Origin of the sequence: Cytobacillus sp. Bac17, from assembly GCF_024519925.1 — a bacterium.
Taxonomy (GTDB): Bacteria; Bacillota; Bacilli; order Bacillales; family Cytobacillaceae; genus Cytobacillus; species Cytobacillus pseudoceanisediminis.
Window position 1 is genome coordinate 60,315 of record NZ_JALJRC010000002.1, and the last position, 19,957, is coordinate 80,271.

Below are 19,957 nucleotides of genomic sequence, written 5' to 3' on the forward strand. Positions count from 1 at the left end.
ATCCCGGTGACACATAGTAAATATAGAGCAGAAAATCACAGAAGAATTATAGCTTTAATTAAAGCCTTCACTGTTGTGAAGTGAAGGCTTGTATGATTAATATCAGAATTATTATCTTTGAATTTTGAGAACTGTCTAACTCCAGCGCCTACCCCCTCGAGGTCACAAGCTTGTCTTGTTTCGGCTCCTAGGGACTCGGGGTCATAAGGCGTTTCCACAGGACGTGGCGATCTTAGTCTGCGTACGTTGATAGGGCAGTCGCGCCTCCACATTTCGAGTAATCCTCCAAAAAAGGCAAAGGACGCCTTTCCGGGAGGCCCGTCTTGTGCTTGTCGGGGGTGAGCAAGGCGGCTTCCGCTTTTCTTGTTATGATCCGGCGTAGGAGTGCAATCCTGCAATGACCAGGTTTACCGCAACCAGGTTAAACATGATAATGATAAATCCGATTACTGCAAGCCACGCAGACTTTTCACCATGCCAGCCCTTTGAAAGGCGAAGGTGAAGATAGGCAGCATAAAATAGGAAGGTAATAAGTGCCCATACTTCCTTTGGATCCCATCCCCAGAAACGAGTCCAGGCGATTTGTGCCCATATCATGGCAAATATCAACGCTCCGAGCGTAAATACCGGAAATCCGATTAATACTGAACGGTAGCCGATCTCATCAACCAAATCCAGATTAATATTTTTAGCAAGCGGCTGAAGCGCAGCTCCAACTCTTTTTCGGAGAATCAATCTTAATGCAAGATATAAAATGATACCTGAAGCCAATGACCATATAACTGTATTTAATTTTTTTGCATTAATAATTGCAGGCATTTCTGCCAGCGGTTCAAATTTCCCTTCCGTAATTAGCTTTCCTTCGTTAGGACCTGTTAAAGCGGGCATATGATACTCAAGAACATCTTCCTGTCCGTTCTTATCAACCCAGTTAAATTCAGCCTTGTAGCCGGAAGCTGAAAAGCTTGAGCTTATAATAATAAAGCCAAGTGTACAAACCAAGCCAAACATAACGGCTTCTAGCCAGAATCTCTGTTTGCTTTGCTTTGATTGATCGACTGATTTAACCAAATAGATAATTCCTGCAGCAAAGCTTACAGCTAAAATAGCCTGTCCAACTGCTGCAGTTGTAACGTGAATATGAAGCCAATCACTCTGCAGAGCCGGGATCAGGGGTGAAACTTCCCGCGGAAACATACTTGCATAAGCGATCATAAGCAAAGCAACAGGAAGCGTAAAGACTCCTAAAATAGGTGTTTTATAAATTAAATAAATCACTATAAAAGCACCTACAAGCGACATTCCAAAGAATGTTGTAAATTCAAATAAATTACTGACAGGCGCATGCCCGGCTGCAATCCATCTCGTAATAAAGTAGCCCAACTGTGCAGCAAACCCGATAATGGTAATCCATAATCCGATTGCCGCCCATTTGTTTGGCCCTTTGTTTGTATTTTTCTTATCCTTTATGGAGCCAGCAAAAAAGACAGTAGCAATTAAATAGAGGATAAAAGCTGTGTATAGTAAATTGCTGCTTATTGTAACCACTCAGATTCCTCCTTAGCCTTTCTTTTCACTTTGATTTTGCAGCTGGTCTTCCGGCACCTTAATTCCGGTTCCGTCCAATGCTGCCTCTATTTCCCTTTTAAGTCCATGCCAGTTTTTGTTCGTGTGTCCGGCTACCCATACTTCTCCATTGACACGGCGCAGCCAGATTCTTCGATGGTTCCAATAAGACCCCTGTGCAACACCTATCATGAAAATAACACCGCCCAATGCAATAATCCATAGGGTTAAATCTTTTCGGACAGTCAGAGCCGATACATTTTTAGTATCTATGCCTTTAAATGCCATCTTATATTCATTATCACCAAAAGGTTCAATTGTCTGTCTGATTGCAACGAAGCTAATTTCGCCATCTGGCTTATCCGGAGTAAACATTTTAAAAACAAAGGCAGGATTATTAGGAACTCTGGACTTTGTTATCGGTTCCCCATTTTCATCAAATTCAAAATCAGGAAAATAGCTGACAACTTCAGCTTTATAGCCATTTCCAAGATCATATACATCCTGAGGATCGTTCAGGTCGACTGTTAAATCACCATATTCTTCACCCGTTTTTTTATTGGTCAGGGCAAAGGACATTTTGTTAAGCTCATTAAGCTTGTAATCTACTTGGTATAATGCAAATTTTTCAAACTTCAGAGGTTTATTTACCTTAATTTCAAAATCCTTAACTTTCTCGAGATCAGCCTCTTCCCCTGCAACTGTATCTCCCTGTTTTTTATAAAGAGTCACATTGGACTGATAATTTTTTGCTACCATTCCTGCTTTATCGATCGCTTCTTCAAACACTTCTTTATCTTTCTCTTTATCGTACATTTCAAGGATGAAGCCATCATTTTTAAGGTAGTATTCTCCATTGGTTTCAGGAATGACCTTTGTCTCGCCTTCCCGGATCCAGAGTATTTTGTCAACGTACATGCCTGGTACAAAACGCAGCATTCCGCCGATTAAAAATATGATAAGCCCTACATGGTTAACGTATGGGCCCCATCTTGAAAAACGTCCCTTCTCGGCAAGGATGTTTCCATTCTCTTCTCTGATGCTGTATTTCTTTGATTTTAATTTTTCTTTTGCCATAGTAAATGCCTGATCAGTGTCTTCTGCCTGTGAAACCCCAAAAACCCGCTGGCGCTGGAGATAGCTTTCATGACGGCTTACCCTCTGTTTTTTTAGAGCCCTGTACAAAGGGATTACCCTATCCAGACTGCATATTACAAGCGATATGCCGATTGAGGCAATCAAAATCAAATACCACCATGAGCTGTAAAGGTTATGGAATCCTAAATCATAGTATAATTTGCCTATCCATCCATATTGATCTTCGTAATATTCTTCAGCAGGCATGATCGGCGGAATATACATTTCCTGAGGCAGAATCGTTCCTAGGGCTGAAGCAATCAGCGTTATGACAATCAGCCAGACTCCAACCTTTACAGACGAGAAGAAATTCCATATTTTATCAATTATGGTTTTGTTATAGGTTTGCGAACGGCGTGCACTACCTTCATACCGCATATCCAGAAGTTTCTTATCTTTTTCTTTTTCTTCCAATACCTTGCCGCATGACTCACATAGTATCGTACCTATGGGATTTACATGGCCGCAGTCGCATTTTACTTCTTTCATATATAAAACTCCCCGTAACTTATGGTTTAATCTGTTCCATATAGTTCTTGATTGTATCTTCAGTCATCTCTCCTGTAATATACTTGACTACCTTTCCGTCTTTATCGATAAGGAAAGTTGCAGGAAGAGGATTAATCCCGTAAGCTGATTGAACCTGGGTATTCTTATCAATGACAATCGGGAAAGATAAATCGTAACGCTCAGAAAATTTATTAACTGCCAAATCTGTTTCTCCTACATTGACAGCCAAAACCTGAACACCCTCATCTTTAAATTGCTTGTATTGGTTGTTCATATATGGCATTTCTTTCTCACAGGGCTTGCACCATGTTCCCCAAAAGTTCAGGAAAACACCCTGGCCTTCATAATCTGATAACCGGTGTTTATTTCCATCCATGTCTGTCAAAACGAAATCAGGTGCCTTTTCTCCTACAGCAACCTTTTGAATCTTGTCTTTCGTAAAATTAGCGTATAGCGTATATGCCACGGCAGCACCAAGGACAAGCAATATGACTGTTCTCATTACCAGACGCTGCTTCTTCATAAAAAACTTCCCTCCTAAGGCATCCTTTTCAGATCAAAAATCGTACCTTTAACACGTTAATATGTAACATATGGAAAAAGAATTTAGCCTCATAGCTGTTTACTATTATAGCATTTTTCATCATACCTATATTGTTAACAAATTATCGTAACTGTGACACTTCTATGAATTTTTATTGTGCTCACTATTTCTTCTTCATAGCAAGTGCCCGCAGCTGTTTAACTTCATGGGCCGTAAGTTCTCTCGCATCTCCCGCTGATAAACCCTGCAAAGTAAGATAGCCGTATCTCTCCCTCTTCAGTTTCAGAACGGGATGGCCAATGGCTTCAAACATTCTTCTAACCTGGCGATTGCGTCCTTCATGGATGCTGATTTCCACAATGGCTGTCTGTTTTTTCTTATCCATTGATAAAAGTTTGGTTTTAGCAGGCGCTGTTTTTCCATCTTCGAGGACCACTCCTCTTTGAAGGCTTCTCATGCTTTCTTTTGAAGGGATGCCTTTTATCTTGGCAACGTAGACTTTTTCAATCTCATTGCTTGGGTGCATTAAAAGATTTGCAAATTCCCCGTCATTGGTAAGAATGAGAATTCCGGATGTATCGTAATCCAATCGGCCAACAGGGTAAATTCTTTGTTTGATTCCTTCAAAGAAATCCGTGACGACTTTTCTGCCTTTATCATCGGAAACGGCAGAAATTACTCCTCTTGGCTTATAGAGAAGGAAATAAACGGGCTCCTCTCTCTCAACTGGAATTCCATCCACTTCAATCCGATCTGAAGGAGAGACCTTAACTCCCAGCTCCTTCACTGTTTTTCCATTAACCTTTACACGGCCTTCAGCCATTAGCTCTTCCGCTTTTCTTCGCGAAGCAAACCCAGCATGGGCAATAACCTTCTGCAATCTTTCCATATATGTCACCTCAAAGTTTTATTAACAGTATTTCATACTTTTTCACTCCTACTGAATTATGACATAATTCGTCAAGTTTTCAAAGCAAACCATAGTTAAAACAGCTTGCATCAGAAATAGTCTGTAATTACTGAATGTTGGAATTTGGATAAAAATAAAAAAAGACACCTAATTAGGTATCTTTTTATTAATAGGATGTTTTGTTTATAAACTGATATCCGCTGATTTCCGCTGCGGCTAGTGAACCCGCAGAGAGGAACGATAGCCTCCTCACGCCGGACATTGGATTTTCTTCTGTGAATTTACACCGCACGAAGAAAATACGAATGCATTTTCGAGGATCAAGTGCTCTCCAGTCCAATCAGCCCGGTGGTTAAACTTCGTTTGCAGTTAAATAGCAACAACCTGACTCATCGTTAAGACCCTATATTAAACGCCTTTTATTTTCCATTCTGTTTTACATATTTCCAAAAACAAGTGTTACAATCACTATGGAGGCAATGATGCCTGCCAAATCGGCTAAGAGTCCGACTTTGAGGGCATCTCCCATTTTTTTGATTCCTACCGCCCCAAAGTAGACCGTCAGTACATAAAAAGTTGTATCTGTACTGCCCTGAAGCACTGAGGCAAGTCTGCCTATGAACGAGTCGGGACCATGGACAGCGATTAAATCACTGGTCATTCCCAGAGCTGCAGTACCAGAGATCGGACGGATGATAGCCAGGGGCACGATATCAGGAGGTACTCCAAGGGCATCTAGTCCGGGCCTGATCAGATCCATAAAATACTCCAGAGCGCCGGAAGCCCTGAAGACCGATATGGCTACAAGCATGCCGACAAGAAACGGAATGATGGATACAGCAATTTTTATGCCTTCTTTTCCGCCTTCAGTAAAGCTTTCATAGGTAGGAACTTTTTTAAATGTTCCATATATTAATATAAATCCTATTAAAATAGGAATTAACCAAAGGGAAACAGCTGACACAATCTCCATCCTAACCTCATCCTTTACGCGTTCTTCGATAATAGAAATAACGGTCAATCATTATTGCGGCCAATGTTGAACAGAATGTAGCCACTAAAGTGGGACCTACAATATCAGTCGGCGAGGCGGAATTATAATTCATCCGTATTGCAATCACGGTTGTAGGAATTAAAGTAAGACTTGAAGTATTGATGGCCAGAAAGGTAATCATAGAGCGGCTCGCTTCATTTTTGCCCCCATTCAATTGCTTCAGCTCTTCCATAGCTTTTATGCCGAGCGGGGTAGCTGCGTTACCAAGACCGAACATATTTGCCATCATGTTTGACAGCATATATCCCATCGCCGGGTGATCACCGGGCACCTCTGGAAAAAGCCTTCTCACAACAGGCCGGAATAAGGAAGCAAGCTTCTTCAGCAATCCGGCATCCTCTGCAATTCTCATCATTCCCAGCCAAAAAACGAGTATGCTGATTAGACCGATACATAACGTGACCGCTTCTTTTGCACCATTGAAAATGGCTTCGTTCACTTCGTTTATGGTGCCATTTATCATGGCAAAGACAATGCCTATAGCGGTAAGCATTACCCAAATGATATTAACCATTGATCTTCACTCCCGCAATGGAGGTAAAAAGACCCTTAAAGTATTCTAAAAGCGATTTATCTTCTTTTGCTTTATCATGCTTGTAATATAAAGGAAGTTTTTTAACAGGCTGATCTTCAAAATACACTGTTGCCTGTCCTATGACTTCAGGCATTGTCCGGCTGTCTTTCCACTCTGTTTCAGGTTTCTGCAGCTCTATATTAATCTTAAACTTGTCTTTTTCCCCTTTTAAAACAGGGTAGTGGTAGGGATGCTTTAAATAAACTTTGCCTTTATAATATTCTTCATCAATATCATCTATAATTCCCTCGGGCAGGACTTCCACAATATCATAGGTTTTAAAAGCTGTCTCATACATATTAATATGGTCATTCCAGTCATCGGGTCCGTTTAAGGTTACGGCAATCAGATTAAGGCTGCCTTTGGATGCTGTTGTAACAAGAGTTCTTTTTGCCCTTTTTGTATATCCTGTTTTTCCCCCGGTGCAATACTCATATAATTCAGTCAGGAGCCTATTTTTATTTTTCCACACCCTGTCCCAGCTTTCATTCGGATTTGGTGCTCTGTGCACCTTTGTACCAGCAATCTTTTGGTAGGTCTCATTATTCATTGCATACCTGGTCAGCAAAGCCATATCATACGCTGTCGAATAATGGTCTTCATGATCATCCAGACCATGGGGATTTGCGAAATGTGTGTTCTTCATGCCAATCTCTTCAGCTTTCTTATTCATTAAAAAGCCGAATCCTTCAAGACTTCCGCCAACATGCTCTGCGATTGCAACAGCAGAGTCATTGCCTGAACGAAGCATGAGTCCATAGACCAGATCTTCAAGCTTAATTTTTTCGCCTGCCTTTAAATAAATCGAGGAGCCTTCCGCTCTGACAGCACGATCACTTACTTTAACCATGTCGTCCATTTTTCCGGATTCTATAGCCAGAATTGCTGTCATTATTTTTGTAATACTTGCTATTCTCCTCACTTCATTTGCATCTTTCTGGTAAAGGATACGGCCAGAATCCTGCTCCATTAATATGGCACTCCGGGCACTTACTGAAACAGACGCTTCTGCCTTCTGAGGAATATTCATCATCATCAACGCGGTGGCCAAAACCATGGCCATCAGCCTTCTAAACCATTTCATTGCACAAAACCCCGTCTCCTTTGTGGAATGTCAAATTGAGCGAAATACAGGATCCCCCCGCAGAGAGGAGCTCCATGTTTTTCATTTATTTGTACAAGTTTATGCAGGACAAGTAGTGATATGACTATTAAGTTTGACTTGTCAGGCGGCTTTGGAAAAGGCTTGTCCATCAAAAATGAGGGGAATACTCTTGGTACTCCCCTTTTTCTTATTTCTGCTCCTATTTAGAACGGCTTCCATTTTAACTCAGATGCTTTTAAATACCTGTCTTCTACATCCTTCCAGTTGACAACATTCCACCAACTTTTCACATAATCTCCACGATTATTTTTATATTGCAGATAATATGCATGTTCCCATACATCTAAAACCAGCAATGGGATCGTATCCCACTGGGTTAAGAGCATATGTCTTTCCGACTGAAGTATTTCGAGTCTGCGCGCTCTTGGCGACCAGACCAGGATTGCCCAGCCTACGCCTTCTACCTGTTTGGCTGCTTCAGTGAAATGGTTTTTGAACCTCTCAAAGCTCCCAAAGTATTTGTTAATTTCTTTGAGGAGTGCCCCAGAAGGTTTTCCTCCGCCCTCAGGGCTCATATTATTCCAGAATATCGTATGCAAATAATGGCCCGATCCATGAAAGGCTAGTTCACGGGACCAGTGTTTTACGAGACTGTAGTCATTATTGTCTCTCGCATTTTGAAGCATCACTTCTGCTTTATTCAATCCATCCACATAAGATTGATGATGCTTATCATGATGCAGTCTCATAATTTCACCTGAGATATGCGGTTCAAGTGCACTGTAATCATAAGGGAGCGGAGGCAAAAAGTGCTTACCCGCAGAAATGTACGGTTCATTGATATAGATATTTCCAAGCTGCTGTCTATTAGTAAAATAATTCTCCATATCGGAATGAAGAGTATCTACGTGTTCCTGCAGCTTTTCCAGGGCTTCAATATCGAGGGGACCGTTTATTCCATCCATAATTTCGGTAAAATGATCCAGCCTTTGCCACAGTTCATTGTTTTGTTCAACATCCTCCGAGTCTAAGAAATCTCTTAGCTCTTTGTTCCATTTTGTAACTTCCTTGATGTAATCTTCCATTTTACTCATACAATCCCTCACTCACTTCTTTTTATAGCTCACTTTCTATTTGTATGAGTGGCAGTTTGTACGTTTTCCAAAGAAAATTGGAAACCTGCATATAAAGTGAAACTTCAATCTTTTACTGCCCGCTAGACTGCAGTAAACCCGCCCACAAAAAAAAGAACAGCCGCCTGCTGTTCTTCAACATTCCTATTTTGATTGAATCATTTTTGTCCGGTAGTCGGTTTCGTAATATTCAAGTTCCTCCCGAATCCGCTGGAACTCTCCTTCCAGCTGCCTGAACATTGTTTTTAGGCTGTCAGGAACTTCCTCGTGGAATTGGATTGAGTTTTTTCCAGTATATGCTGAACGGCTATTCTCAAACCAGGCATCATTTTTCGGAGAGAAAAACTCTTCAATGCACTGATGGTAAATCCGATATAATGTCTTTTCGGCAGCCCCCTTTTGGAAGGGTTCACTTTTTAAAATGATCGTGCAGGTATCAAGCCCTTCTTCACAATAAACCAGGAGTTTTCTGACATGTGAAAGAATGCTTTTATAATAATTCACATTTCCCTGCTTTTCTGTTTCAAGATCTTTAATCGTTGTATTATTTAAGAAATCTTCAAAAGCGGCAACGCTATTACCGAGGAAATTTTTCACATCTTCCATTTGTGATTTAACGATTGAATTCCCCATCCATTACACCCCCGTATTTATACACTGGCTATTACTGCGGTTGAACAATAAAATCTAAAGGTGATCGCAGGTCAAAGGATTTTTTATTCTCCAGCGCTTCAAAAATGGATGGAAGCTTGGAAAAGTCCAGATCCTGAAAATAGGATGCAAAATCAGCCTTTGAGTTAAGATAAATTCGTTTGCGATGCCTAAAACCCGGGTTCTTTAATAAACATGAAAGAGCAACAAGATCCTTGAACTGCACCTCTCTCGAACCAGCAATGAAGACCGGGTCCTGTTCATAGGGTGTGAACTCATTCATGGATTCATCAAAGAAACGGACATATAAAACATGAAAAGTTTTCTCCTGCCCATCTTCTTCGAACACAATCTCGCTTCTGTTAAAAAAGTCTTCCGAAGTGTTCGGCTTTTCTTTTTCAAGCTCGTATCCAATGCAATGTTTAATCAGCAAGCAAAACCCTCCTATTTCCCCCGACGGTTTTAAGATGATATGTATGACAGCTGTTTTAAAAGGAAAGGGAAAAATATAAATCTATTTTACCACACTTCCTATGTAATGTGTCAGAAAACTCAAGAATCTAGCTCCTGGAACTTCTCAAAGAATAAATCTGCCTCTTCCTGGAAGGAATCCTCTTCTTCACTAACCTTATCGTGGAGCGGCGGAAGCTCTTCTATGCTTTTAAGGCCAAAATAATCAAGGAATTCTTTAGTCGTTCCATACAGGTAGGCCCGCCCTGTTCCTTCTGCCCGTCCAACTTCTTTAATCAGTACTTTTGCCGATAATGTCTGAAGAGGCCTCTCTGTCTTGACTCCCCTTATCTCTTCAATCTCTGTCCTTGTAATAGGCTGTCTGTAAGCAATGATTGCCAATGTCTCGAGTGCCGCCTGGGATAAGGAAGCGGACGATGGAGATTCTACCAGCTTTTTTAAATACGCAGAAAACTCTTTTTTCGTAACCAGCTGAAAAGTCCCTGCCAGTTCAACCACCATAATTCCGCGGCTGCTATTGCTGTAGTCTTCAATAAGGCTGTCCATGATTTCACGGGCCTGAAGTTCTTCCACCTCCAGAACATGGGCAATTTGCTTTAGGGATAAGCCTTCATCACCGGCTGCAAACAGAAGGCTTTCAGCAATTCCTTTCCAATTAATAATCTCCATACTATTTGTCTCCTTCCTTGGACGCTACAAAGATATCCGAGAAGTTTCTGTCCTGCTCGACCTGTATTTCTTTGCGCTTGATTAACTCCAGCACCGCCAAGAAAGTAACCACTATATGTTCTCTGTCTGATATTGGAAAAAGGTCGGTGAATTTTTTCCTCCCCTTAAAATTCCTTAATTGGTCCACAATTTCAGACATCCGCTTCTCTATGGGAATCTCCTGACGGGCAACTTTCGCAGAAAGCGGCCTTTGCAGTTTCTTTCTTCTTAATAACTTTTGCAGAGCACCAAGCATATCATAAAGACTTACATTCAAATCAGCTTTTTCCTGCTGAGAATCATTCACATATTCTGAAAGGTCTGCAGGCGGCTTTGTATACATTAAACTTCTATCCTGTTCGCGCTCCTTAAGCTCTTCTGCAGCTTCCTTATATTTACGGTATTCAATCAGCCGTTCTACAAGTTCATCTCTTGGATCTTCCTCCATTTCCATTCCAAATTCATCCTCCAGCTCTTCCTCTTCATGCTTTGGCAGGAGCATTTTGCTTTTAATAGCCAGCAGTGTAGCTGCCATCACAAGATATTCGCTTGCTACGTCAAGCTGGAGCTCTTTCATTGTATGTATATAAATGAGGTATTGCTCGGTTATTTCTGATACAGGAATGTCATAGATATCGATTTCCAGCCGATTGATAAGATGAAGAAGGAGATCCAGCGGCCCCTCGAACGCATCTATTTTTACGTTATAATGATCATATTGCATAAATACCCACCAAATTTTCCTAATATTGATTCCGTTAAACGCCAAAAGACTATATCTAGTATAGATTATTCATTAATGTTATCCAATAGAAAAATAACCCTGATGTCCGGAATGCCCCCAATTTCATTTTCAAATTTTTTTGATGCGCCCAATCATTCAGGCAATTGCCTACATACGATGTATGGAAATAAAGATACAGGAGGTATTTTGAATGTCTAATTCTGGATTTGGAGATTGCGGAACCGGGTTTGCTTTAATTGTAGTGTTGTTCATCCTTTTAATTATTGTAGGAGCTTCCTGGTGCTTCTAAATTGTTGCGTTAAATACAGTAAATAACAAATTCAGCACTTTGCTGGCTGGACCTGAAAAAGGATTGCCTTTCAGAGACCAGCCAGAAGCGCCAAAATATACGTGTTCAAAAGCCCGGTTAAATCGCCGGGTTTTTATTTTTCTGATAACCGCTTCTCCTATGTTAAAATAAAGAAAGAATTGTCAAGGAGTGAAAGTATGTATCCTGATGCATATATCGAGTTCATGGTCCATTTTCATGGTGACCGTGATTATTTTGAATGTCACGAAATACTGGAGGAATACTGGAAGAATACAGATCGAAACAATAAAAGTTCTACATGGGTTGGGCTAATTCTCATGGCAGTTTCTTTTTATCATCATCGCAGAGAAAATAATAATGGTGCCGAACGTACTCTCCGCAAAGGAATCGGCATATTGGAGTGCAGTCCTGCAGATTTGACGGCACTGGGACTTAATGCAGATCAATTGATGAAAGACCTTAAGGACAGGCTCGAGCTGATACAAAAAGGCGGTAAGTACACGAGCGTTAATTTGCCAATAACAGACCACTTGCTTAAGGAAAAATGCATGGATGTTTGCTCCTCCAAGGGATTTGCCTGGTGCTCTGACAGCATTCTACTGGATAAAGAAATTGTTCACCGCCATAAAAGAAGAGATAGAACAATGGTCATTAAAGAGAGACTGGATGCCCTGAATCAGAAAAAAAGGCAGGAATAATAATTATTCGCTGCCTTTTTCTTTATTTTCATTATTGATATCACACTTGTTCAAAAAAGCTTCCGTTTCATCAGTTGCAGTTAACGTTTTGCCAGGGTATAGTTCATCCAATGCTTTTATCATTGTTTTGCCTATCCCTTGATGCCGGTGTGACGGGTTAACAGAGATATGCTGAATCTCCATGGTCTGATCACTTGATGTAACCCCAACCAGCCCAATTATATCTTCGTCTTCCTTCCACAAAAACAGCTGCCAATTTTCTTCTGATTCATATTGCTTCATCGTCTGCTGCAGCCTTTTCAGGTCTTTTTCATTAGGCATGAAAGATAAAAGACCCATTGCAATTTTTTCAAATGATTTTTTATATCGAATTAGCATATTAATCCCTCATTATTTGAATAAAAACATCATAACTATTTTTCCCACTTTTTAATATTTATAAACTTACCATAACAGTATATGTATTCATGCTGAATGTTGCTATTTTCGAATAAAAACCGTATAATTCATTGCCTTAGCGCCTTTTTTGATACAAGACGGCTCTAAACTATAAAAAACCAGTAAACCAGTCCCCATCCGATACTTAAGACAAGCAATAAAATAAAAAGAAGCCAATTGCTTTTTTTCATGATTCCTTACTGCCCCCATTTATATAAATCCTATGACTCACAAACTATCATTCATTTTACACTATTCTTTTTGATAATTCCATTCTGCTTGCTGAAATAGGCATTTTGAGCTAATGTTTCAGGTAAAGAAGAATTGAAACTTTTCCGCATAAGAATCGTCTATTTACAGGAAGCCATTATAATTAAGGCAGACTTGTCATACATGGCTTACCTATTTTTGCTTCGGGAGGAAACCGCATGAAATGGAATAAAATGCTTGCGCTATTCATGATTTCGCTATTATTTATTATGCCGATACAGGCATTTGCCGATATGGCAGAAGGTGACGTAATTGTCACCCTAGGAGAGAATCTATCAGAAGAACAAAAAAATATGCTTCTGGCTGAAATGAAAGCTCCGAAAGATGCGGCCATCATTACTGTTTCAAATGAAGAAGAACATAAATATCTTGGCAATTATATCTCTAAAGCTTTAATAGGCACGAGAGCGATATCTTCTTCAGCTGTCACAATAGCAAAACAAGGCTCCGGACTTGAAGTTGAGACAAAGAATATCAACTGGGTTACTGATGAAATGTATATTAATGCCTTGATTACTGCAGGTGTAAAAGATGCGAAAATCTATATAACAGCTCCTGCGAATGTTTCCGGAACAGCTGCCTTAACAGGCATCATCAAGGCATATGAAATTTCGGCCGAAAAAACAATCCCTGAAGAAGTAAAACAGGCGGCTAATGAAGAAATGGTCGAAACAGCTAAGCTTGGCGATTCGGTCGGAAACGAGAATGCTGCTGCTTTAATTGCCAAAATTAAAGAGGAAATTGCAAAAAACTCACCTGAAACCGATGCAGAACTAAGAACTATTATCGAAAATGCCGCCAAGGAACTCGGCATCACTCTGACTGAACAGGAGATTTTAAGTTTAATAGATTTGTTCAACAAGCTGAAAGAGCTTGATATCGACTGGAATCAGGTCGGCGAGCAGCTTAACCAGGCAAAAGACAAAATATCCAAATACCTTGAAAGTGAAGAAGGCCAAGGGTTTTTAGAAAGTTTAAAGCGTTTTTTTGTGAGTGTCATAGACGCTGTTAAAGCCTTCTTTTCTTAAAAAATTAAGCTGCCTTGCCGGGCAGCTTAATTTTTTATTTTTTCATTGATTGGCAGATCCAATCTTAGAATGTCCTCGTATGTTTCTCTTTTAACAACTAGCTTAGCCTCTCCATTTTCAATAAAAACGACAGGCGGCCTTGGAATTCGGTTATAGTTGTTTGCCATGGAATAGCCGTATGCGCCGGTGCAGAAAACCGCCAAGAGGTCTTGATCCCCTGCTTTTGGAAGAGGCAAATCCCAAATAAGCATATCGCCTGATTCACAGCATTTACCGGCAATTGATACTGTCTCTTCGGGTTTATCCAATACCCGGTTTGCCAATACCGCTTCATATTTAGCCTGATAAAGAGCCGGCCTGATATTGTCACTCATGCCTCCGTCTACAGCCAGATAATTTCTGACATTCGGAACCTCTTTGCGTGATCCCGTCTGGTATAAAGTTGTCCCTGCATCTCCCACAAGGGAGCGCCCCGGCTCAATCCAAATTTCCGGCATCTTCATTGAGTAATGTTCAGCCTGTTTCTTAACTTCCCCAATGATTTCTTCAACATATTGAGATGCATGAATCGGATCATCATCTTCTGTATAGCGGATTCCAAAACCTCCGCCTAAGTTAAGCACTATAGGTTCATAAGCATGCTTTTCTTTCCATTCTGCCATCTTTTCAAAAATTTTCTTGGCAGCCAAAATGAATCCTGTTGTATCGAAAATCTGAGAACCGATATGACAATGCAGTCCAAGTGTTTCGATCCAGCTTGAATTCAGCGCTTTTTGTAAAGCCGTTTCCGCCTGTCCATTCTGAAGGTCAAACCCAAATTTTGAATCTTCCTGGCCAGTTAAGATATAATCATGGGTATGGGCTTCAATTCCAGGTGTAACCCTCAGTAAGATTTTTGTCCTGGCTGCAAGAGATTCGCAAATCTCCTCTAATAATTCCAGCTCATAAAAATTATCGACAACAATACAGCCGACCTGATTCTTAAGAGCCATTTCCAATTCTTCTCTGCTTTTATTATTCCCGTGAAAATGAATTCTTTCAGGTGGAAAATCTGCAGCAAGAGCCGTGTATAACTCTCCTCCTGAAACTACATCCAAAGAAAGACCTTCTTCATCAACAAGCTGAACCATAGCCACTGTAGAAAAAGCTTTGCTTGCATATGCCACTTGTGCTTTTATTCCAAGCTTATCGAAAGTCTGCTTAAATCCCCTTGCCCGTTCTCTTATTAATGCCACATCATATACGTATAAAGGTGTTCCAAATTGACCGGCAAGATCGACTGTGTCCATACCGCCAATTTCAAGATGCCCTTTTTCATTTACCTTCATGGTGCCGTGAAAAAACATTGTTCCCCCTCTTCCTTTTCCGCAGGAGCCAGGCCAGGTTCCCCTGCCCCCGTGATTAATCAGTTTATGAAAGAAAAAGACAGCTGCGTAAGAGACTGTCTATTCTGTTTCCTTTAATCCTTTATTTAATTAAAAAAACTTTACCATATTTCGTGTATTTCCGCAATCGGCATTACGCGTATTTCTTATTTAACAGGCTGCTTATAACGATTTTTAGTCTGGACAATACTCGGCCTGATCTTTGAACCGGGCATGGAACGGCGAATCAGGATTTGGGTTAAAGCCACCGGGCTGAATGGAATAAATGGCCATAGATATGGTGTATTTAAAGATTTAATGCTTGCCAGCAGGAGAATGATTAGTGTGAGTCCCACGACTAGGCCGGGTGTATGGAAAATGGCAACTGCCACAAGCAAACACAATCGCAGAATTTTATTGGCAATGCTCAGTTCATAGCTTGGTGTCGTATATGTTCCAATTGCCGAAAGTGATACATATAAAATGACTTCAGGAACAAACAGGCCAACATCTATGGCAATTTGGCCTATAAGTACAGCGGCTATTAAGCCCATAGCTGTTGAAAGCGGTGTAGGTGTATGGATGGCTGCAATCCTTAGAAACTCAATTCCGATGTCTGCAAGAAACAGCTGGGCTATGACAGGCACATTCGTTTCTTCGTTTGGTCCGATAAACGCGATCCTTTCAGGCAGAAGCGAAGGCTCCAAAACAAACAAGAACCATAGCGGCAAAAGCACAACAGAAGCCAAGAGACCTAAAAAGCGAATCCAGCGGACAAATGTGCCGACAGCTGGCGATTGCCTGTATTCTTCCGCATGCTGTAAATGATGGAAATAAGTAGTAGGTGTTATAATCACACTTGGTGAAGTATCAACAAAAACAATAACATGCCCTTCAAGCAAATGGGCTGCTGCCACATCCGCCCTTTCCGTATACCGTACCAGCGGGAAGGGATTGTAACCCTGTTTCAATATAAATTCTTCAACTGTTTTATCAGCCATGGTAATGCCATCTATTTCAATGGCTTTTATTTCTTTTCTAATTAAATCAACTAAATCCTGATTGGCCACATCTTTAATGAAACCAATAGCAACATCCGTTTTAGACCTTTCACCTACGCGCATTATCTCAAATCGCAGTCTCTCATCCCTAATTCTTCTGCGGGTTAAGGCCGTGTTTACTATAATATTTTCTACATAGCCATCTCTTGATCCGCGGACAACTTTTTCAGTATCCGGCTCCTGAGGGGTTCTCCCGGGATAGCTTCTGACATCGATGACAAGCCCTTCTCCCTCTCCCTCGCCTACAACCACAATTAGACCTGAGAGCACCTGATCGACCAGCTCATCCATTGTTTTAATGTGTTCAATTGATTGATGCCTCAGCCTGTTTTCAATGATTTTAAAAAGGTTAGCGGAAAGTTTTTCACTGTCATTGATTCCAACCAATCCCTCAATGATAGCAATGATATAATTCGTATCCGTTAATCCGTTAATATAATAGAAATGTACATCCTTCCTTAAGATCGTTAGCTTTCTGACACCCAGATCGAAGCTTTCTCCCAGGCCGACTCTATTTTTCATATATTTTTCAATTTCATGTACGGATTCAAATATGGGTGTCTTATCTTCTTTCGTCTTCCTTTGTGCCATAATAGCCGCTCCTTTCCAATACAAGTTCTACTGCCTTTTTAGTAATCGGTGATCCTGCATCATAATGATCTTTTTTGGACATCTTCCCGATATCGCCAATTCCCACGATTATCGGCACATCCAGCTGATCCAGACAATAAACGGTATCACCATTGATTCTGCCTATTTCCATCTCGGGAACTCCAAACTTATCAACTCCGTAGGGGGTTAATTCGCCATTATTATCAATACACACATCTACTTTTGTCCATTCGGCCTGTCTTGTTTTTGAGGCAACTGCTATGATTCCCAGAACATCGATATCCTTATGGCACGCAACATATTTCAGCGCATTCTCTCCAGTTCCCTCCCCGATAAACCCGCTGTCATCAAACATAACCAGGACAGGATCATGGGAAACCTTTTTTATTAGCTTGACGATTTGCTGACCGGTTAAGATTGAAGGGTTTCCATGCGACAAGGACAAACATCTTCCTCCGATTTCCTTAGCAACAAGTTCAACTGTCTTCCTTGCAAAATCGTCTCCATCTGTTATAAGAATGACGTGCCTCCGTTCATCCATAGCGGCTTTTCCTTTCCGAATCCTCATTTTTTCTTTAAATATGCCCAGCCGATTGCTTATTTATTTACAAAATAAATCCATTGAAACAGTGATCCGAACACCTTTCCAAATACAAATGCCATTAATAAAATCGCAATTTTCCCATCCACTCCGATTCTTTTCGCAAGGATTGGAAATACATTCAAAACTTCGGTTAAAGCTGCTGCCAGCATTCCAATAAATATTCCCGACGCGAGCCCCAGGGGGATTAAAAGCAGCGGTGTTAACTGGAGCACCGGATCCCATAAAGTTGCCAGGGCACCTGCCAAAGCACCCATAACAACTGCAGCTTCATAATGATGGATCATTTTCATCGTTTTGGTCAGCTGGGTCAGCCTCGGGATAATGCCTAAAACAGCCAGAAAGGCAACGAACCCTGAACCAACAGCGAGCCCCCCCGCAAATCCAATGATCATTACCAGGACAACATTAATGGTCATCAAGATACTTCATACTCTCCTTGTTTTCTTTCAATGCAACATAATTATCAAGATCCAGCTGATAATTGAACATTTCCACTTCCAATGGGCTAGGCTCTTCATTAAGCCGCTTCTTAAAAACATGATTAAAGAATATGATCATGCCGAGCCCCAGGCCTATGGAATAGGGAATTTGAAAAATGAGGGGCTTTCTGTCCACTTCCCCAGTTATGAGAGTGTAAATTCTAAGCTGTACAGCCTGCATGCTCACATCTTCATGAAAATTCATAATTGCCAGGGCGGCACCAATAAACAGAAGCAGCCAAACCAGCAGGAAAAGAGGGAATGATACTTTTTGCTTTTTTGTAACAACCTCAACTATCGATTGAGCCGGCCCAATCGACTGGACCTCCAGGTTTGAAAATAATTGGGTAATGGCACGAATTACCTTCATAACGTCAATTATCACAATATTTTGGTCATGCTCATTTACTTTATATAGCGGAAGTGCACAAAGCTTTACATAAATATCATCATCGGCAATGACCTGTGCAATATCTTTAAGCAGTATTATCTGATTGGGCCGTATTTGCAGACGGTGCCGCAAGCGAATATAAACTGTTTTCTCCAAAACGCTCACTTCCCACAAAGTGATTTCCTTTTTATAAACTTGGTACGACTATTTAGAGCGTTTCCGCTTTTGTGTCTATATTTAGTATGAGTTACATATATTAGCTTCATGAACTCCAATAATTGGCTGTTTAGAAAAGCAGCAGAAGTGGGGGATCTAGACAGTTATCGATGTCCAAAGCTTTATGCTTTGGTATTTTGAAAATAAAAAAAAAGACCGGATGGATTTATATATCCATTCGATCTTTCATTTGCTGGAGTATCTTTTTTTCAAGACGCGATACCTGAACCTGGGAAATACCAAGCCTTGCTGCCACTTCAGATTGAGTCTGATCTTTATAATAGCGCAAATAAACTATCAGTCTTTCCCGCTCATCCAATTCGCGGATCGCTTCTTTTAGAGCTATTTTATCAAACCATTTCCCTTCATTGCCATCATCTATCTGATCGAGCAGCGTTATGGGATCTCCATCATTTTCATAAACTGTTTCATGTATTGATGAAGGTATCCGGCTTGCTTCCTGGGCTAGGATAATATCTTCCGGAGAGATTTCCAGAAACTCGGAAAGCTCTGTAACTGTTGGGATGCGGCCAAGCGTTTTTGATAGCTCATCTTTGGCCTTCCTGATTTTATTGCCCATTTCCTTCAATGAACGGCTTACCTTCACCGTTCCATCATCGCGGATGAATCTTTGGATTTCTCCGATAATCATTGGAACCGCATAGGTTGAAAACTTCACATCATAACTGAGATCAAATTTATCAACCGATTTCAACAAGCCAATACAGCCAATTTGGAAAAGGTCATCCGGTTCATATCCTCTATTCAAGAATCTCTGGACGACAGACCAGACAAGACGCATATTTTTTTGAACAATTTTGTCTCTCGCACCCTGATCTCCGCTTTGGCTTTGCTTTATAAGCTCCTTGACTTCATTGTCCTTTAAATAGGTTTGGCCCTTCTCTGCTTTAACCTCCACATCCATAGCAAGACTCCCTTAATTGCATAGCATTTTACTATTTGATAAATGCTTCCTTAAACGGATCTCTGTGCCTATCCCCGGCTGCGATTTGATTTCGATTTCGTCCATGAAATTTTCCATGATGGTAAAGCCCATACCTGATCTTTCCAGTTCAGGTTTGGTTGTAAATAACGGCTGACGTGCCTCCTCCACATCCATAATTCCAAGGCCTTTATCCTTAATGGTCAAATCAATGAATCCATCTTCAATCAGGACAGAAATATAGACAATCCCATTAGGATCATTTTCATAGCCGTGAATAATGGAGTTGGTTACAGCTTCGGAAACGACAGTTTTAATTTCTGTCAGTTCATCCATTGTCGGGTCAAGCTGAGCAATAAAAGCAGCAACAGTGACACGAGCGAATGATTCATTTTGGCTAAGTGCGCTGAATTCGAGGTTCATCACATTTTTCAT

General features: G+C 40.8%; 23 protein-coding genes. 3 read left to right on the forward strand and 20 right to left on the reverse strand.

Annotated features, from left to right (window positions below; translation table 11 throughout):
* Window positions 1–366: 366 nt before the first annotated feature.
* From ccsB to NR125_RS04670, 12 genes are all read right to left on the reverse strand, one after another.
* Complete coding sequence (gene ccsB / locus NR125_RS04615; protein ID WP_009332802.1) at window positions 367–1,548, reverse strand: c-type cytochrome biogenesis protein CcsB; 1,182 nt, start codon at window positions 1,546–1,548, stop codon at window positions 367–369.
* A gap of 12 nt (window positions 1,549–1,560) precedes the next feature.
* Window positions 1,561–3,192, reverse strand: a complete 1,632-nt coding sequence (gene resB / locus NR125_RS04620) for a cytochrome c biogenesis protein ResB (RefSeq protein WP_009332803.1) — start codon at window positions 3,190–3,192, stop codon at window positions 1,561–1,563.
* A gap of 19 nt (window positions 3,193–3,211) precedes the next feature.
* Window positions 3,212–3,736: a thiol-disulfide oxidoreductase ResA gene (resA, locus tag NR125_RS04625; RefSeq protein WP_009332804.1), complete on the reverse strand. Its 525-nt coding sequence runs from the start codon at window positions 3,734–3,736 to the stop codon at window positions 3,212–3,214.
* A gap of 184 nt (window positions 3,737–3,920) precedes the next feature.
* Window positions 3,921–4,646: a 23S rRNA pseudouridine(2605) synthase RluB gene (rluB, locus tag NR125_RS04630; RefSeq protein ID WP_019380356.1), complete on the reverse strand. Its 726-nt coding sequence runs from the start codon at window positions 4,644–4,646 to the stop codon at window positions 3,921–3,923.
* 457 nt (window positions 4,647–5,103) lie between these two features.
* Window positions 5,104–5,640 (reverse strand): spore maturation protein, encoded by a 537-nt coding sequence (locus NR125_RS04635; protein ID WP_009332806.1) that lies wholly within the window; start codon window positions 5,638–5,640, stop codon window positions 5,104–5,106.
* Window positions 5,641–5,647: 7 nt separating this feature from the next.
* Window positions 5,648–6,235 (reverse strand): nucleoside recognition domain-containing protein, encoded by a 588-nt coding sequence (locus NR125_RS04640; RefSeq protein WP_009332807.1) that lies wholly within the window; start codon window positions 6,233–6,235, stop codon window positions 5,648–5,650.
* Window positions 6,228–7,379, reverse strand: coding sequence for a D-alanyl-D-alanine carboxypeptidase family protein (locus NR125_RS04645; protein WP_034296515.1), 1,152 nt, complete (start codon window positions 7,377–7,379; stop codon window positions 6,228–6,230). Before NR125_RS04645 ends, NR125_RS04640 begins: the two co-directional genes overlap by 8 nt.
* Window positions 7,380–7,603: 224 nt before the next feature.
* Complete coding sequence (locus NR125_RS04650; protein ID WP_071157035.1) at window positions 7,604–8,494, reverse strand: superoxide dismutase; 891 nt, start codon at window positions 8,492–8,494, stop codon at window positions 7,604–7,606.
* Between the two features lie 183 nt (window positions 8,495–8,677).
* On the reverse strand, window positions 8,678–9,166 hold the full coding sequence (locus NR125_RS04655; protein WP_009332810.1) for a YpuI family protein: 489 nt from the start codon (window positions 9,164–9,166) through the stop codon (window positions 8,678–8,680).
* A gap of 31 nt (window positions 9,167–9,197) precedes the next feature.
* Window positions 9,198–9,617, reverse strand: a complete 420-nt coding sequence (locus tag NR125_RS04660) for a hypothetical protein (protein ID WP_019380351.1) — start codon at window positions 9,615–9,617, stop codon at window positions 9,198–9,200.
* 119 nt (window positions 9,618–9,736) lie between these two features.
* Window positions 9,737–10,324 carry an SMC-Scp complex subunit ScpB gene (scpB, locus tag NR125_RS04665; protein WP_256814772.1) on the reverse strand — a complete coding sequence of 196 codons (588 nt, stop codon included), beginning with the start codon at window positions 10,322–10,324 and terminating at the stop codon, window positions 9,737–9,739.
* 1 nt (window position 10,325) lies between these two features.
* Entirely contained in the window at window positions 10,326–11,087 is a 762-nt protein-coding gene (locus tag NR125_RS04670; protein WP_256814773.1) for a segregation/condensation protein A, read from the reverse strand.
* 211 nt (window positions 11,088–11,298) lie between these two features.
* Between NR125_RS04670 and NR125_RS04675 the strand changes: the two genes are divergently transcribed.
* The gene (locus tag NR125_RS04675; protein ID WP_019380349.1) at window positions 11,299–11,397 is read left to right on the forward strand and encodes a YjcZ family sporulation protein; all 99 of its coding nucleotides are present in this window, start codon (window positions 11,299–11,301) and stop codon (window positions 11,395–11,397) included.
* A gap of 197 nt (window positions 11,398–11,594) precedes the next feature.
* Window positions 11,595–12,116 carry a DUF309 domain-containing protein gene (locus NR125_RS04680; protein ID WP_019380348.1) on the forward strand — a complete coding sequence of 174 codons (522 nt, stop codon included), beginning with the start codon at window positions 11,595–11,597 and terminating at the stop codon, window positions 12,114–12,116.
* Between the two features lie 3 nt (window positions 12,117–12,119).
* Here NR125_RS04680 and NR125_RS04685 read toward each other — a convergent pair whose 3' ends face one another.
* The gene (locus NR125_RS04685; protein ID WP_019380347.1) at window positions 12,120–12,494 is read right to left on the reverse strand and encodes a GNAT family N-acetyltransferase; all 375 of its coding nucleotides are present in this window, start codon (window positions 12,492–12,494) and stop codon (window positions 12,120–12,122) included.
* A gap of 488 nt (window positions 12,495–12,982) precedes the next feature.
* On the opposite strand from NR125_RS04685, the gene NR125_RS04690 reads away from it, so the two are divergent.
* On the forward strand, window positions 12,983–13,852 hold the full coding sequence (locus tag NR125_RS04690) for a DUF1002 domain-containing protein (RefSeq protein ID WP_009332817.1): 870 nt from the start codon (window positions 12,983–12,985) through the stop codon (window positions 13,850–13,852).
* A 26-nt stretch (window positions 13,853–13,878) separates the two neighbouring features.
* Here the strand turns inward: NR125_RS04690 and lysA are convergent, their stop codons facing one another.
* The 7 genes from lysA to spoIIAB form a co-directional block, all read right to left on the reverse strand.
* Window positions 13,879–15,198, reverse strand: a complete 1,320-nt coding sequence (lysA, locus tag NR125_RS04695; protein ID WP_009332818.1) for a diaminopimelate decarboxylase — start codon at window positions 15,196–15,198, stop codon at window positions 13,879–13,881.
* 185 nt (window positions 15,199–15,383) lie between these two features.
* Window positions 15,384–16,868 carry a spore germination protein gene (locus NR125_RS04700; RefSeq protein WP_009332819.1) on the reverse strand — a complete coding sequence of 495 codons (1,485 nt, stop codon included), beginning with the start codon at window positions 16,866–16,868 and terminating at the stop codon, window positions 15,384–15,386.
* Window positions 16,840–17,430, reverse strand: coding sequence for a stage V sporulation protein SpoVABEA (gene spoVAEA / locus NR125_RS04705; protein ID WP_019380344.1), 591 nt, complete (start codon window positions 17,428–17,430; stop codon window positions 16,840–16,842). The genes NR125_RS04700 and spoVAEA overlap by 29 nt, the downstream gene beginning before the upstream one ends.
* A 56-nt stretch (window positions 17,431–17,486) precedes the next feature.
* Entirely contained in the window at window positions 17,487–17,909 is a 423-nt protein-coding gene (locus NR125_RS04710; RefSeq protein WP_113884466.1) for a stage V sporulation protein AB, read from the reverse strand.
* Complete coding sequence (locus tag NR125_RS04715; protein ID WP_009332822.1) at window positions 17,899–18,519, reverse strand: stage V sporulation protein AA; 621 nt, start codon at window positions 18,517–18,519, stop codon at window positions 17,899–17,901. The genes NR125_RS04710 and NR125_RS04715 overlap by 11 nt, the downstream gene beginning before the upstream one ends.
* A gap of 226 nt (window positions 18,520–18,745) precedes the next feature.
* Window positions 18,746–19,504 carry an RNA polymerase sporulation sigma factor SigF gene (gene sigF, locus NR125_RS04720; RefSeq protein ID WP_009332823.1) on the reverse strand — a complete coding sequence of 253 codons (759 nt, stop codon included), beginning with the start codon at window positions 19,502–19,504 and terminating at the stop codon, window positions 18,746–18,748.
* A gap of 12 nt (window positions 19,505–19,516) precedes the next feature.
* Complete coding sequence (gene spoIIAB, locus NR125_RS04725) at window positions 19,517–19,957, reverse strand: anti-sigma F factor (protein WP_009332824.1); 441 nt, start codon at window positions 19,955–19,957, stop codon at window positions 19,517–19,519.